At 57.6% G+C, this 14,909-nt stretch carries 14 protein-coding genes; 7 read left to right on the top strand and 7 right to left on the bottom strand.

Translation table 11 applies throughout. The annotated features are described in order from the left end of the window. Positions 1-82: 82 nt before the first annotated feature. The 3 genes from P349_RS10160 to celB are packed head-to-tail and all read right to left on the bottom strand — an operon-like array spanning position 83 to position 3,780. A complete protein-coding gene (locus P349_RS10160; protein WP_032646788.1) occupies positions 83-1,501 on the bottom strand; it encodes a leucyl aminopeptidase family protein in 1,419 nt (472 codons plus the stop codon). Next, complete coding sequence (locus tag P349_RS10165; RefSeq protein WP_024907561.1) at positions 1,501-2,457, bottom strand: N(4)-(beta-N-acetylglucosaminyl)-L-asparaginase; 957 nt, start codon at positions 2,455-2,457, stop codon at positions 1,501-1,503. Before P349_RS10165 ends, P349_RS10160 begins: the two co-directional genes overlap by 1 nt. Positions 2,458-2,460: 3 nt before the next feature. Beyond that, positions 2,461-3,780 carry a PTS cellobiose transporter subunit IIC gene (gene celB / locus P349_RS10170; RefSeq protein WP_024907562.1) on the bottom strand — a complete coding sequence of 440 codons (1,320 nt, stop codon included), beginning with the start codon at positions 3,778-3,780 and terminating at the stop codon, positions 2,461-2,463. 146 nt (positions 3,781-3,926) lie between these two features. On the opposite strand from celB, the gene P349_RS10175 reads away from it, so the two are divergent. After that, complete coding sequence (locus P349_RS10175; RefSeq protein ID WP_032646786.1) at positions 3,927-4,751, top strand: homeodomain-like domain protein; 825 nt, start codon at positions 3,927-3,929, stop codon at positions 4,749-4,751. Here P349_RS10175 and arsC read toward each other — a convergent pair. Both arsC and bepA read right to left on the bottom strand, forming a co-directional pair. After that, positions 4,748-5,104, bottom strand: coding sequence for an arsenate reductase (glutaredoxin) (gene arsC / locus P349_RS10180; RefSeq protein ID WP_024907564.1), 357 nt, complete (start codon positions 5,102-5,104; stop codon positions 4,748-4,750). The genes P349_RS10175 and arsC overlap by 4 nt on opposite strands. Positions 5,105-5,122: 18 nt before the next feature. Further along, the gene (gene bepA / locus P349_RS10185) at positions 5,123-6,586 is read right to left on the bottom strand and encodes a beta-barrel assembly-enhancing protease (RefSeq protein ID WP_032646784.1); all 1,464 of its coding nucleotides are present in this window, start codon (positions 6,584-6,586) and stop codon (positions 5,123-5,125) included. A 221-nt stretch (positions 6,587-6,807) separates the two neighbouring features. Between bepA and P349_RS10190 the strand changes: the two genes are divergently transcribed. Continuing rightward, positions 6,808-7,872 carry an AI-2E family transporter gene (locus P349_RS10190; RefSeq protein WP_032646782.1) on the top strand — a complete coding sequence of 355 codons (1,065 nt, stop codon included), beginning with the start codon at positions 6,808-6,810 and terminating at the stop codon, positions 7,870-7,872. A 95-nt stretch (positions 7,873-7,967) separates the two neighbouring features. On the opposite strand, the gene bcp is transcribed toward P349_RS10190, so the two are convergent. Beyond that, the gene (gene bcp / locus P349_RS10195) at positions 7,968-8,438 is read right to left on the bottom strand and encodes a thioredoxin-dependent thiol peroxidase (RefSeq protein WP_008501635.1); all 471 of its coding nucleotides are present in this window, start codon (positions 8,436-8,438) and stop codon (positions 7,968-7,970) included. Beyond that, positions 8,438-9,007, bottom strand: a complete 570-nt coding sequence (locus tag P349_RS10200; protein WP_023325845.1) for a glycine cleavage system transcriptional repressor — start codon at positions 9,005-9,007, stop codon at positions 8,438-8,440. Before P349_RS10200 ends, bcp begins: the two co-directional genes overlap by 1 nt. A 145-nt stretch (positions 9,008-9,152) precedes the next feature. Between P349_RS10200 and dapA the strand changes: the two genes are divergently transcribed. From dapA to P349_RS10225, 5 genes are all read left to right on the top strand, one after another. Beyond that, positions 9,153-10,031 carry a 4-hydroxy-tetrahydrodipicolinate synthase gene (gene dapA / locus P349_RS10205; RefSeq protein ID WP_008501633.1) on the top strand — a complete coding sequence of 293 codons (879 nt, stop codon included), beginning with the start codon at positions 9,153-9,155 and terminating at the stop codon, positions 10,029-10,031. Between the two features lie 16 nt (positions 10,032-10,047). Further along, a complete protein-coding gene (gene bamC, locus P349_RS10210; RefSeq protein WP_032646781.1) occupies positions 10,048-11,082 on the top strand; it encodes an outer membrane protein assembly factor BamC in 1,035 nt (344 codons plus the stop codon). A 109-nt stretch (positions 11,083-11,191) separates the two neighbouring features. Continuing rightward, positions 11,192-11,905 (top strand): phosphoribosylaminoimidazolesuccinocarboxamide synthase, encoded by a 714-nt coding sequence (gene purC, locus P349_RS10215; protein ID WP_032646778.1) that lies wholly within the window; start codon positions 11,192-11,194, stop codon positions 11,903-11,905. Between the two features lie 120 nt (positions 11,906-12,025). Further along, on the top strand, positions 12,026-12,892 hold the full coding sequence (gene ypfJ / locus P349_RS10220; protein ID WP_032646776.1) for a KPN_02809 family neutral zinc metallopeptidase: 867 nt from the start codon (positions 12,026-12,028) through the stop codon (positions 12,890-12,892). Further along, entirely contained in the window at positions 12,892-14,838 is a 1,947-nt protein-coding gene (locus P349_RS10225; RefSeq protein WP_032646774.1) for a tRNA(Met) cytidine acetyltransferase TmcA, read from the top strand. Before ypfJ ends, P349_RS10225 begins: the two co-directional genes overlap by 1 nt. Positions 14,839-14,909: the final 71 nt, after the last annotated feature.

Below are 14,909 nucleotides of genomic sequence, written 5' to 3'. Positions count from 1 at the left end.
TGCCCGGTGTCGGCTGCGCCTTACCGGGCCTACGAAAACCTGCCGCACTTTGTATGCCGGGTAAGGCGCAACCGCCATCCGGCTAAAGATCCCCCATTAGATGCTCAACCAGCAGTGGAATCGGTCTTCCCGACGCCACGCTTCGTCCGTTTTCGCGCCACAGCGCCGTACCGCTGATGTCCAGATGCGCCCACGGGATTGTCGGCGGGCAGAAGTGATGCAGCAGCCACGCTGCCGAAGCGCTGATCGCCGCATTGTTGGTTGGCGTGTTGCACAGATCGGCAATCGCGCTGTCGGTCTGCTTTTTCAGCCGCGCATCCAGCGGCAGGGACCACACTTCATCGCCGCTCTGCTTACCCGCCAGCGTCAGCGCCGCGCGCAGCGGTTCATCCTGCGTCATCAGCCCGCTCAGCTCATACCCCAGCGCCTTCACGACCGCACCGGTTAACGTAGCCATATCAATGATATAGCGCGCCTGCGGATGCCGCTGGCTGGCCCAGGCGATGGCGTCCGCCAGCACCAGTCGGCCTTCGGCATCGGTGTTGTTGATTTCAACGGTGATCCCGTTGCAGGCCGTTGCTACCGTGCCGGGCTGCATGGCGTCCGGGCCGATGGCGTTTTCTGCCAGCGCCAGCACGCCCATCATGCGTACGGGCAGCGCCAGCTCTGCGACGGTCAGCATCAGGCCCAGCACGTTAGCCGCACCGCACATGTCGTATTTCATGGTGTACATGCCCGCGCCTTCCTTCAGCCACAGGCCACCGGTATCAAAGGTAATGCCTTTACCCACATAGCAGCGCACCGGGCCGTCGTTGACACCGTCATAGTGAATTGCCAGCAGGCGCGGCGGACAGGTCGCCCCTTTGCCGACGGCGTGCAGCAGCCCCAGACCGTCCTCAACGATTTGCTTTTCATTCAGCACTTCGCACCGCAGGGCAGGGAAGGCGGCACACAGTTTTTGCGCCTCTTCCACCACAAACTGCGGCGTGCAGCGGTCGGACGGGGTATCCGCCAGACGTCGCGCCGCGACCATGCCGTGGGCGATGGCCTGCTGCTGGCGGAAAATAACCGCCAGTCGCTCCTGCTGTTTGGGTAAGCAGAGCGCGGTGATGCGCTCAAGACGGACGCTGTCGCTGGTTTTCTTCAACTGCAAATCGCTAAGCCTGTGCGCCTGATTAAAGAGAAAACGCAGCACCTGCGCCAGCACCACATCGTCGATATCAGTCACGTCCAGTATCAGCTCGGGACTGACGGGCGAGGCCAGCAGCGGGCGCAGCGCCGTCAGTAATTCTTCGGTCAGGCTATCCTGCCAGAGCGCATCGGGCAGCAGGGTGATCCGGGCAAACGGGGCGCAGCCAAAGCGGGTGTCAGCGATGCTGGCAGACTCGCGCATTTCCGCGACAAGCGCCGTTTCGGGCAAAAGCGTACAGGAGGCGGAGGCAATCAAATGGCTCTGCGGCTTCGCGTCGGAAAGCGCGGTGATAAACTGATACGTAATCATCATGACTCCTCAATCGGCGCGCGGATCCGTGCGGCATAGGCCTGCATCCACTCATCGTCTACCGCGTGATAATGCGTTTTCTCCCGCAGGCGTTCGGTACGAAAAACGGTGAGGGGCTGTCGAGCCGTCGCCACCACGAACGAAAAGGTTTTGATGTTGGTAGCGGCACCAAATTCGCCCCTGTTATTCATGCACACCACGGAGAGATCGCCCACGCGGCCAAAGCGCGACATCAGCTTGTCCTCCAGTTCGAACACCACCGAATCTGCCGCCTGCTGCGGCGTCATACCCTGCGCCATGCGGCGAACGATTTCGTAGCTGGTGCAGCCTTTCATCAGATCTTCACCGACGCCGGTGGCGGTGGCGGCGCCGGTTTCGCTGTCACAGTAAAAGCCGGAGCCGATGATCGGCGAATCGCCGAGTCGACCGCGTTTTTTCATGAACAGGCCGCTGGTGGAGGTGGCGACGCTCATTGAGCCCTGTTTATCGAGGCCGATAATGCCGACGGTGTCATGTCCGTCGTAAGGGCTTAAGCCCTTATCCAGCGTTTCGCGGCAGCGTTTGCGGTAATGCTGCATGGCGCGGTCGGTGAGCATGGTTTTGTCGGCAAAGCCCTGGCTCAGCGCCCATTCCCGCGCGCCCTGGCCGACCAGCAGGCTGTTGTAGCGCTGGCGGCTTAACGCATGCGCCACGCGCACCGGGTTGGCGATATCCACCAGGTTGCCCACGGCACCAAACGCCAGCGTGTCGCCGTCCATGTAGGCGGCGTCCAGCTCCACCTCACCATTTTCGGTGGGCAGCCCGCCGTAGCCGACGGATTTATAAAACGGAAAGTCTTCGACGGCGGCGACGGCATCCACCACCGCTGCCGAGACCGGTTTCCCCGCAGCCAGCGCAGATGCAGACTCGGTGACGCCTTCAAGCGCCATTCGCCAGGTCGCGATAATTCCCCACATGCGTTACTCCTGTTTTGCAAGGGTGGTGTCGGTTTGCGTAACGGTGGCCATTTCCGCCGCGCGGTACTGTTTGTCCACGATACGCATAAAAGGCAGATACAGCATGGCGCCAATCAGCAGGTTGATCAGTTGCATCACGCTGCCGCTCAGGTGACCGGTGACGATAAAACCGCTGATGACCGGCGGCAGCGTCCAGGGAATAAACACCCCGGTGGTGACGGCAACCGCGCCAATCTTCATCGCCGCATACTGCACGGTGACCAGCACCAGCGGCACCAGGTTGAACGGGATAAGCATGATCGGATTCATGATCACCGGCAGGCCAAACAGGATCGGTTCGTTGATGTTAAACACCGATGCCCCGGCGCCGAGGCGCGCCACTTCACGCATGTTTTTGCTGCGGGCGAAAATCAGCATTGCAATCACCAGCGACAGCGTGGCCCCCGCGCCGCCCATCCAGATCATGTCAAAAAACTGTTCGGTGATAATGTGCGGCGGCGTCGTGCCTGCCTGAATCGCGGCGATGTTGTCGGTCTGGTTCTCCATCCACAGCGGTCGAATGATGCCGTTGATCATCGAGCCGGAGTTAATGCCCACTGACCACAGAATGGTGATGCTGAACACCGTCATCAGCGCGCCAAAGTAAGAGGTGCCGTAGTGGCGCACCGGCGTGGCAACCACTTCGTAAATAAACTGGTGGATGGTGTTGTAGTGGGTGTTTTCAAACACGATACGGATACCCAGCACCAGAATCATCACCAGCAGGGCCGGGATCAGCGCGGCGAACGACTCCTGCACCGCCGGAGGCACGCCGTCCGGCATTTTGATCACCAGTTTTTTGCGCTTGAGCCAGCAGAACAGCTCCGTCCAGAGCAGGGAACCAATCATCGCCACGAACAGCCCTTTGCTGCCAATCCACTCCACCGGAATGACGGTGATACCGCCGTTCTCCGCCACTTTGATAAAGGGCGTCAGGATGAGAAAGGCGACCAGCGCCAGGATGCCGCAGGAGATGCGATCCTCGCCATAGTGTTCCGCCAGGCGGAAGGCGACCAGGAAGCTGATGAACAGCGACATGGTGGAGAACACCGCGTTGAACGGGATTTCGATAATGGCGCTCCAGCTCTCACCAAAGGCCTGAGACATAAACTGCTGATAGGCTTGATTCGGGAACGACGAGATCACCAGCAGAATAGAGCCGACGATGATAAACGGCATGAAGGAGACGTAGGCGCCGCGAATGGCCCCGAGATGCCGCTGCTGGGCCGTTTTGGCCGCCAGCGGCATCAGTTTTGCTTCAAGAAATCCCAGAACATTGTTCATTGTGAACTCCGTACAAGATTGAGGGGTGTTGTTTGTGTTATGTCTGAGGATTATCAGTGAAGCGTGGCGAGCGAAAGGTGAAATCGGTCACAAAGCAATCGCTGGTATAGTGTAAATCTCACAAGATTGGTTCTGAGGATCCTGCGATGGAAATTAAACTGCATGCTAATGCCACCACGACGCCGCGCATCCGTCGCTATCTTCAGCAATCAGATAAAAGCGACAGGGAGCTGGCCGTTGAGCTGGGGATCTCGGTCACTACAGTCAGGCGCTGGCGTAACCGCGACCAGGTTTCGGATAACCACACGACGCCAAAAGTGATACACAAAGCATTGAGACAGGAGCAGGTTGCGCTGGTCAATGCCCTGCGGGATATCACGGGTGCCCCGCTGGACGAACTGCTGCAGATGGTCAATAACGGACTCGGGATCGCCGTATCCCGCGCGACCCTCAATCGCTACCTCAAACCGGCTTCGGTAAAGCAGAAGGGCGCGACGTTACAAGGGAAAAAGGCGCTGAGGGCAGGTATCGTGCCGCAAAAACTCCTGTTACATCATCAGCCTCTGTCTCTGCATATGGACGATGGCGGTGAACAGCATCTGCTCTGGGCGCGTGAACCCGTGAGCGGCTGGTGCTCCGCCCGGCTGTACGCGGGCATTTCTCCACAGCTGCTGGTCCACTGGGTGAACGACGTGCTGGAAGCCTGTCCGGCTGATATTCAATCTATTGAGACTTTTGGTTTCGAGGTGAAGCTTGAGAAACGCAATACCGCCGTGACAGTGCATCCACAGCAATTCCCCGCCGTTCAGGTTGCTCTGCCGCTATGCGACATCATTCCACGTCTGAACAGTGAACCGGCAGGCGAGCTGCTGATCCAGCTGTGCGAATTTTACAACCGGGGAAAAACGCAGAAAAAGTTGGGAGAGAGTACGCCGCAGGCCTTCTTGGAAGCGCTGCGGCATAAGGACTAGAGGATCTCGAGCACGTCTTCCGGCGGGCGTCCAATGCGCGCCTGGCCGTTCGCCACCACAATCGGGCGCTCAATCAGCTTTGGATTTTCAACCATCGCCTGAACCAGTTCAGCCTCGGTGAGACGGTTGTCATCCAGGTTAAGCGACTTATACAGATCTTCTTTCTGGCGCATCAGTTCTCTTGCACTGCCCATTCCCAGCATGTGCAGCAGCTGGCGGAGGGTTTGCGCGTCAGGTGGGGTGTCAAGGTACAGCACCACCTCCGGCTCCACGCCGTTAGACTTTAACAGGCTCAGGGTATCGCGGCTCTTGGAGCAGCGAGGGTTATGATAGATTTTTACGGCGTCTGTCATGACGTGAATTCTCCTTTATTACATCTTCTCGTACGGCTTAAAGCGCTGCTGCAGGCCGCGTAGCTGATCGATACGCGCGTCGTAGCGAGCCTGCTGGAGGCTGCCGAGTTTGACCTGCGAGCTGGCGCTGCTGAGCGCGGAAATCGCCTGATCGAGGCGGCCCACCAGGGCAAAACCTTCGGCACGCGCCGCCAGCTCCTGATCGCGGTTGCCGAGCTGGGCTTCCGCCTGAGCGAGCAGATCCCAGCCGTTTTGATCGTCTTTATTATTAAAGGTGTAGCGGTTGAGGATGGTCGCCGCCTCGCCAGGCTGGCCGCCCTGCAAGTAGGCGTTCGCCAGATTAAGCTGCAGCACCGGGTTGGTACGGACATCTTTCGCCCCTTTCAGGCGGTTAATCGCATCGGCAGGCTTCTTCTGCCCCAGGTCGATATCCGTCGACAGATCGAGGTACCACGGGTTGTTCGGATCGGCTGCCAGAAGCGGCTGCAGCGCTTTACGCGCCTCGTCGTATTTGCTGGCTTCCATCGCCTGGAGCGCATGACCATACTGCGCGGCGTTTTTTTCTCGCACGTTGCCTTTCGCCAGGGTATCCAGCAGGTCGCTGGTGAGCTGGTTACGCCCGGAATTGTACATCCCCAGCGTTCTCACTTTCGCCATGTAGAAATCCTGCGAAGACTGGACCACGACCGGGCGCATCTGGTTGGCACGGTTACGCGCGTCCGACAGACGGCTTTCCGGCAACGGGTGGGTCAACAGAATTTCCGGTGGACGGGAAGAGTAACGCGCCTGATCGAGCAGTTTTTCGAGGAAGCTCGGCATGGCCTGCGGGTCAAAGCCCGAACGCTGTAACACCTGAATGCCGATGCGGTCCGCTTCCTGCTCGTTCTGCTGGGTGAAGCTGATCATCCCCTGACGCGTTCCCGCCAGCGTACCGGTCAGGGCTGCCATCCCGGCCTGTGGGCTGGCCATCGCCAGCAGAATAGAGCCCAGTGCGCCCACCCAGGTGAGGGGGGCGTTACGTTTCTGGTCTTCCATCGCACGCGCCAGATGGCGCTGGGTGACGTGCGAAATTTCGTGCGCCATTACCGAGGCCAGCTGGCTTTCGTTGTCAGAGTAACGGAATAACGCCGAATGCAGCACCACGTTACCGCCAAAGAAGGCGAAGGCGTTGATTTCGTCATTATTGATTAAATAGAAATGGAAGGGGGTTTTTACCGAGTCGGCGTGCGAAACCAGACGCATCCCCAGCCCGTTAATGTACTGTACCAGCAAAGGGTCGTTAATCAGCGGGGCGCTGCCGCGCAGCTGGCGAACATAGTAATCCCCCATTTGCATCTCTTGCCCAATAGAGAGCGTGCTTCCTGCTGTGGTGCCCATGTCCGGCAATGTATCGGACGAGTCAGCAAAAGCGGGCAACACCTGACCGACCGTCACCGCGGCAATCAGTGTCGCAACCAGTGTTTTTCTCAACTGCCTGAACATAACCACTGTCCTGTATGTTGGATGTGCTAATTTGACCGATGAACCGGTATATCGTTCATCTCTGCTGCTCTGGGAGTGTAGCCGTGTTGTAGCATGAAGAAAATCCCATTCATCAGGCTTTTGCGGATTGTGATCGGGATACAAAAAGCGAAAGTCTTTTTTGTGACAGTTAGATACAATTCATCGTCTCACTCCCGCCATTCGATTCAGGGAAGGGTTGTATGCTCGAAATGTTAATGCAGTGGTACCGGCGTCGGTTCAGCGACCCGGAAGCCATTGCTTTGTTGGTTATTCTGGTTGCCGGGTTCGGTATTCTGTTCTTCTTCAGCGGTCTGCTCGCGCCCCTGCTGGTGGCGATTGTGCTGGCGTACCTGCTGGAGTGGCCAACGGCGCGCCTGGAGCACATCGGCTGTTCCCGTCGCTGGGCGACCAGCATCGTGCTGGTGCTGTTTGTCGGCATCCTGCTGTTAATGGCCTTTGTGGTGATGCCGGTTGCCTGGCAGCAGGGGATCTACCTTATTCGCGATATGCCCGGCATGCTCAACAAGCTTTCTGATTTTGCCGCCACGCTGCCGCGCCGTTACCCAGCCCTGATGGATGCTGGGATTATCGACGCGATGGCGGAAAATATGCGCGCCCGCATCATGATGATGGGCGATTCGGTGGTGAAATACTCTCTGGCCTCGCTGGTCGGACTGCTGACGCTGGCGGTTTACCTTGTGCTCGTGCCGCTGATGGTCTTCTTCCTGGTGAAAGATAAAGACCAGATGCTCAACGCCGTACGCCGTATTTTACCGCGCAACCGCGGGCTGGCGGGGCAGGTCTGGGAAGAGATGAACCAGCAGATCACCAACTACATTCGCGGCAAGGTGCTGGAGATGATTGTCGTGGGGGTCGCCACCTGGATTGGCTTTCTGATTTTCGGCCTGAACTACTCGCTGCTGCTGGCGGTGCTGGTAGGGTTATCGGTCCTGATCCCTTACATCGGCGCGTTTGTGGTGACCATTCCGGTGGTTGGCGTGGCGCTGTTCCAGTTTGGGCTGGGAACTGAGTTCTGGAGCTGCTTCGCGGTGTACCTGATTATTCAGGGCCTGGACGGTAACCTGCTGGTGCCGGTGCTGTTCTCCGAAGCGGTGAACCTGCATCCGCTGGTGATTATCTTATCGGTGGTGATTTTCGGCGGGCTGTGGGGATTCTGGGGCGTATTCTTCGCCATTCCGCTGGCAACGCTGATTAAAGCCGTGGTCCACGCGTGGCCGGATGTGCCGGCGGTGGAAGAGAAGTAGTTTTGAGCGGCCTGATGCCCTCACCCCGACCCTCTCCCACGGGGAGAGGGGGAAAACACGAAAAACGGCAACCTGGGTTGCCGTTTTGCTGTTTATCAGGCGCTTTCTTTCAGCCAGTTCAACACCACGTCGTGGTGGTTGCTGGTTTTGAAGTCGTCAAACACGTGTTCAACTTTTCCGTCAGCGTCAATCAGGAAGCTGATGCGGTGAATACCGTCGTAGGTTTTACCCATAAACGTCTTCTCGCCCCAGACGCCGAACTGCTCGCACACCTGATGGTCTTCATCAGAAAGCAGCGTGAAGTTCAGCAGCTCTTTTTCAGCAAATCGTGACAGCTTTTCTGGTTTATCCGTGCTGATACCCAGCACTTCCACGCCGACTTTTTTCAACTCGTCCATGTTGTCGCGTAAGCCGCAGGCCTGTACGGTGCAGCCAGGGGTCATGGCTTTCGGGTAGAAATAGACCAGAACACGCTGTCCCTGGAAGTCGGTCAAATTTACTTGCTCGCCGTCTTGATCCGGTAAGCTAAATTTCGGTGCGATGTCACCGGCTTTCAGTGGGTTCATTACTCAACTCCATCCTGTTCGTGCTGCGAATAATTGACGACGCTTATACTGCCCTGCGCGTTTAATTCTGTACAGAGGGCTTTGAACGCTTGCTCGATATTTGACGCATCCTGTGATGCAGGACTGTGCGCGGTAATTTGAATAAAGAGCGTGGGAACTGTGCTTGCGTCGCCCGGCTGTGTGCGGGAAACGAGCTCGGCAATGTTCATCTGATGGCTGTCAAACAGCGCCGTGAAGCGCTCTATCAGATGGGGAGAATCAGGCACTTCAACCTGCACCCAGACGGTAGAAGGCATAGCCGGACGCGGTCGCGCCGTGGTGCGCTTCATGACGATCAGCAAATCCAGCTCGGCGCCTTTCAGCGGCAGGGTCGATTCAATCAACGTAATGGCGTTCCATGTCCCGGAAAGCAACATAATAAATGTGAACTCTTCGCCAAGCATGGCCAGACGGCTGTCTTCGATATTACAGCCGCAGCTGCTTACGTGGCGGGTGATGGTGTTCACGATACCCGGCCTGTCGGCACCCAGCGCAGTGATAACCAGGTAATGTTGTGATGAGGTTGTCAAACCTGTTCTTCCTTTGCTTGGTTAAGTCTTCCTAAGGAAAGCATAAAAAAAACATGCATACAACCGCCTGAGCGCCTCAGGTCGCTTGCTTTTATTACAGTTCCAAACGTACCATTGAGACTCTTGTTCGCACAGAGGATGGCTCATGTTCACGGGAAGTATTGTCGCGCTTGTTACACCGATGGATGAAAAAGGTAATGTCTGCCGGTCAAGCATGAAGAAGCTCATTGATTACCATGTCGCCAATGGAACCTCGGCGATCGTTTCGGTAGGGACTACCGGTGAATCCGCAACGCTGAGCCACGACGAGCACGGCGATGTCGTGATGCTGACCCTGGAACTGGCTGACGGACGTATTCCGGTCATCGCGGGGACAGGGGCTAATGCAACCGCAGAAGCTATCAGCCTGACCAAACGTTTTAACGACAGCGGCATCGTTGGCTGTCTGACGGTGACCCCTTATTACAACCGTCCTACTCAGGAAGGTTTGTTCCAGCACTTCAAAGCCATCGCTGAACATACTGACTTGCCACAAATTCTGTATAATGTGCCGTCCCGTACCGGTTGCGATATGCTGCCGGAAACCGTTGGTCGTCTCTCGGAAGTAAAAAATATTATCGGTATTAAAGAGGCGACAGGGAACTTAAGCCGCGTTCATCAGATCAAAGAGCTGGTTTCAGACGACTTTATCCTGTTGAGTGGTGATGATGCGACCGCGCTGGACTTTATGCAACTCGGTGGCCATGGCGTGATTTCCGTAACGGCAAACGTTGCGGCGCGCGATATGGCTGAAATGTGCAAACTGGCCGCAGCCGGTCACTTTGATGAAGCCCGCGTCATTAATCAGCGTTTGATGCCGCTGCACAATAAATTATTTGTCGAACCCAATCCGATCCCAGTGAAATGGGCATGTAAGGAGTTGGGGCTTGTAGCAACCGATACGCTGCGTCTGCCAATGACACCGATTACCGACCACGGTCGTGACATCGTCAGGGCGGCGCTGAAGCATGCCGGTTTGCTGTAGAGTTTAGGGAGATTTGATGGCTTATTCAGTACAGAAGTCGCGCCTGGCGAAGGTTGCGAGTGTTTCGCTTGTTATGCTGCTCGCTGCCTGTAGTTCAGACTCGCGCTACAAGCGCCAGGTGAGCGGTGATGAATCCTATCTGGATGCGACCCCGCTTGCTGAACTTCACGCACCGGCTGGTATGATCCTGCCGATTCAGAACGGCGATTATAATATTCCCGTGACCAACGGCAGCGGCCCGGTCGGTAAAGCGCTTGATATTCGTCCGCCAGCACAGCCTCTGGCGCTGGTTAACGGGGCGCGTACCCAGTTCACCGGTGATACGGCGTCTCTGATGGTTGAGAGCGCGCGCGGTAGCACGCTGTGGCCGCAGGTTGTCAGCGTCATTCAGTCGAAGAACTACACCATCGATAAACGCGATGACGCCAGCCAGACGTTAACCACCGACTGGATCGAGTGGAACCGTCTGGATGAAGACCAGCAGTACCGCGGTCGTTATCAAGTCTCCGTAAAACCACAGGGTTACCAGCAGGCGGTCAACGTTAAGCTGTTGAACCTGGAGCAGGCGGGTAAACCGGTTGCGGATGCCGCGTCCCTGCAGCGTTACAGCACCGAAATGCTGAACGTGATTGCCGCGGGTCTGGATAAAACCGCGACCGATGCCGCCAACGCCGCGCAGAGCCGCAACGGTGTGACCTTCGATGTGCAAAGCGGTGCGGATGATACCGGCCTGCCAATGCTGGTGGTTCGTGCACCGTTTAACCAGACCTGGCAGCGTTTGCCAGCGACGCTGGAAAAAGTGGGCATGAAAGTGACCGACAGCACCCGCTCAACCGGTAGCATGACGGCAACCTATAAGCCGCTCTCCGACAGCGCATGGCAGGAACTGGGCGCGAAAGATCCTCAGCTTGCCTCCGGTGACTACAAAATTCAGGTCGGTGACCTTGATAACCGCAGTAGCCTGCAGTTTATCGATCCAAAAGGTCACACGCTGACCCAGTCGCAGAACGATGCGCTGGTCGCTGTCTTCCAGGCAGCATTCAGCAAATAAATACGAGGGCTGGTGAATCCAGCCCTTTTTATTTTCGTGCCACGCAAACGTGTGCGTGGCATAATATGCCCAGTTTTGAACACAAATCATCACACCAGGAGTAATGAAGATGCAGAAGCAAGCTGAGTTGTATCGTGGCAAAGCGAAGACCGTATACAGCACGGAAAACCCGGATCTGTTGGTGCTCGAGTTCCGCAATGATACGTCAGCAGGGGATGGCGCACGCATTGAGCAGTTCGATCGTAAAGGCATGGTGAACAACAAGTTCAACCACTTCATTATGACCAAACTGGCCGAAGCGGGTATCCCGACCCAGATGGAAGCGTTGCTGTCCGATACGGAATGTCTGGTGAAAAAACTGGATATGGTTCCGGTTGAGTGCGTTATTCGTAACCGTGCGGCGGGCTCCCTGGTGAAGCGTCTCGGCATTGAAGAAGGTATCGAACTGAACCCACCGCTGTTCGACCTGTTCCTGAAAAACGATGCCATGCACGACCCGATGGTCAACGAATCCTACTGCGAAACCTTCGGCTGGGTGAGCAAAGAGAACCTGGCGCGTATGCAGGAGCTGACCTATAAAGCCAACGAAGTGCTGAAAAAACTGTTTGATGACGCGGGCCTGATCCTCGTCGACTTCAAGCTGGAGTTTGGTCTGTTCAAAGGCGAAGTGGTGCTGGGCGATGAGTTCTCACCAGACGGTAGCCGCCTGTGGGACAAAGAAACCCTGGATAAAATGGACAAAGACCGTTTCCGTCAGAGCCTGGGTGGCCTGATTGAAGCGTACGAAGCGGTTGCTCACCGTTTAGGCGTTAAGCTCGACTAACTCCCTCACTTGCCAAAGGATGTTCGCATCCTTTGGCGTCTTACCTTTGTTTCCTATGGTAATCTTGCCGTTAACCGCCTACGATCATAGCTATTATAAATGGAATAGTTCGAGGTGGTTATGCGCTGGCAAGGGCGTCGTGAAAGTGACAATGTAGAAGACAGACGCAGTGATGGCAGCGGCGGTCCTTCCATGGGGGGGCCCGGCTTCCGGTTACCCAGCGGCAAGGGCGGTATCATCCTGCTGATTGTGGTGTTAGTCGCGGGTTACTACGGCGTTGACCTCACCGGGTTGATGACCGGTCAGCCGCTGCAACAGCAGCATTCTCAGCGCTCCATCAGCCCGAATGAAGATGAAGCGGCCAAATTTACCTCCGTTATTCTCGCCACAACAGAAGACACCTGGAGTCAGCTGTTTGAGAAAATGGGGCGTACCTACCAGCAGCCGAAGCTGGTGATGTACCGGGGGGCAACCCGCACCGGATGCGGCACCGGGCAATCCGTGATGGGGCCGTTCTACTGCCCGGCAGACGGTACCGTCTATATCGATCTCTCTTTTTACGATGACATGAAACGCAAGCTTGGCGCCGACGGTGATTTTGCCCAGGGCTACGTGATCGCGCATGAGGTTGGCCATCACGTGCAAAAGCTGCTGGGGATTGAGCCAAAAGTACGCCAGCTGCAGCAAAATGCGTCTCAGGCTGAAGTGAACCGCCTGTCCGTCAAAATGGAGCTGCAGGCGGACTGCTTCGCGGGCGTCTGGGGTCACAGCATGCAGCAGCAGGGCGTGCTGGAATCCGGCGATCTTGAGGAGGCGTTAAATGCCGCTCAGGCGATCGGTGACGACCGTCTTCAGCAGCAGAGCCAGGGGCGCGTCGTACCGGACAGTTTCACTCACGGTACCTCACAGCAGCGCTACAGCTGGTTTAAACGCGGTTTCGACAGCGGCGACCCGGCGCAGTGTAATACCTTCGGCAAAGCGATGTAATGCTGGCGTTTGATCAGCTGATACGCGAGCTTGAGCGCACCGGCCATCGTCGGCTGGTGGTGCTCAGCGGTGAGGCGCAGTGGACGTTAAGCCAGGCGGTTGCCCTGCGTGACGCCTTGCCCGGAGACTGGGTAAGGCTTCACGAACATCCTTCAAAAGCCATCAGCGGCCTGCTGGGACGCGAGTTCCGGCATGCCGTTTTTGACGCCAGCACCGGGTTTGATGTCGCCGCGTTTGCCGCCCTGAGTGGAACGCTGAGCGCCGGAAGCCTTCTGGTGCTGCGGGTTCCGCCGCTTGCTGACTGGGCCGACAGGCCTGACAGCGATTCTTTGCGCTGGAGCGACAGCGCGGAGCCGATCGCCACTCCACACTTTGTGCACCACTTCTGCCGGACGCTTGCCGCCGATTCGGATGCGATTGTCTGGCATCAGCATCGTCCCTTGTCCGTTCCCGTTGCGCCGGATTTACCCGCCTGGCAGCCTGCCAGCGGCGCACCGCAGCGCGAGCAGGCGGAGATCCTCGACGTGCTTCTGACCATGCCTGCGGGCATTGCAGCCGTAACGGCACCGCGCGGACGCGGAAAGTCAGCGCTGGCGGGGATGCTGCTCAGTCGCATTCAGGGGAGTGCGGTGGTCACTGCACCGGCTAAAGGGGCAACGGATGTCATTGCGCGCTTTGCGGGCGAGCATTTCCACTTTATGGCTCCGGACGCGCTGTTGGCCTCTTCACGCCAGGCTGACTGGCTGATTGTCGATGAAGCCGCTGCGATCCCGGGTCCGCTGCTGGAGAAGCTGGTGACGCGTTTTCCGCGCGTAGTGTTAACCACCACGGTCCAGGGCTATGAGGGGACGGGCAGGGGATTCCTGCTGAAGTTCTGCGCTCGTTTCAGTAGATTGCGGCATTATGCCTTATCGACCCCCATTCGCTGGGCTGCCGGATGCCCGCTTGAGCGATTCGTGGCGAATGCGCTGTTATTTGATGATGCGCTTATCGATCGCAAACCGGAAGGCGATGTGCGTATAACGCCGCTGACACCGCGGACGTGGGAGAGTGACCCGGCATGCGTGGCAAGCGTTTATGAACTGCTGTGTGCTGCACATTACCGTACTTCACCGCTCGATTTACGCCGGATGATGGACGCGCCCGGCCAGCACTTTGCTGTTGCCGGGACGGAGGCAGAGATTGCCGGCGCGCTCTGGCTGGTGGAAGAGGGCGGGCTGTCCCCTGAGCTTAGCCGCGCCGTGTGGGCGGGATACCGGCGTCCACGCGGGAATCTCGTGGCGCAGTCGCTGGCGGCGCACGGCGGATCGCCACTCGCGGCGACGCTGAAAGGGCGACGGATTAGCCGCATTGCGGTTCACCCCCTGCGCCAGCGGGAAGGCATCGGGCAACGGCTTATCCGTAGCGCCAGCGGGGAAGACTATCTGTCGGTGAGTTTTGGTTATACCGACGAGCTGTGGCATTTCTGGCTGCAATGTGGGTTTGTGCTGGTGCGGATGGGGAGCCATCGGGAAGCCAGCAGCGGCTGCTACACGGCGATGGCGCTGCTGCCGCTGAGCGAAGCCGGGCGTCAGCTGTGCGCGCAGGAACATCAGCGTTTGTGCCGGGATATGCGCGTCCTGTCGGCCCGGAACGGTGAAAAGATCCCGGTGGAAGACGGCTGGGAAGCTACCCTTAATAGTGACGACTGGCTGGAGCTGGCGGGGTTTGCGTTTGCCCATCGGGCGTTTTCAACCTCGGTTGCCGCGCTTACGCGGTTGTTGCTCACCATTGATATGCCGCTTCCGGCCCTGCGGGGGAAAATGGCAGGGAAAGCGGATGAGGTCGGGCGAAAAGCGTTGCTGGCAAAGCTGCGCAGTGAAACCGCGCAAGCGCTTGAAAGCCTTGATTATCCGCGCTGCCAGCGGTTGAAGGAAGCCATTTTGCAATGGCAATTTTTTCAATGACTTCTTCAGTAAAGTGGCATGGTCATTCCCGCCGGGAGGCGTAGAATCCAGGTCATCTATTAAGGAGACCA

Origin of the sequence: Enterobacter sp. DC4 (genome assembly GCF_000568095.1) — a bacterium.
Lineage (GTDB): Bacteria > Pseudomonadota > Gammaproteobacteria > Enterobacterales > Enterobacteriaceae > Enterobacter > Enterobacter pseudoroggenkampii.
The sequence above is the reverse complement of the archived record's forward strand: the minus strand, read 5'-3'. Positions and strand labels throughout refer to the sequence as shown.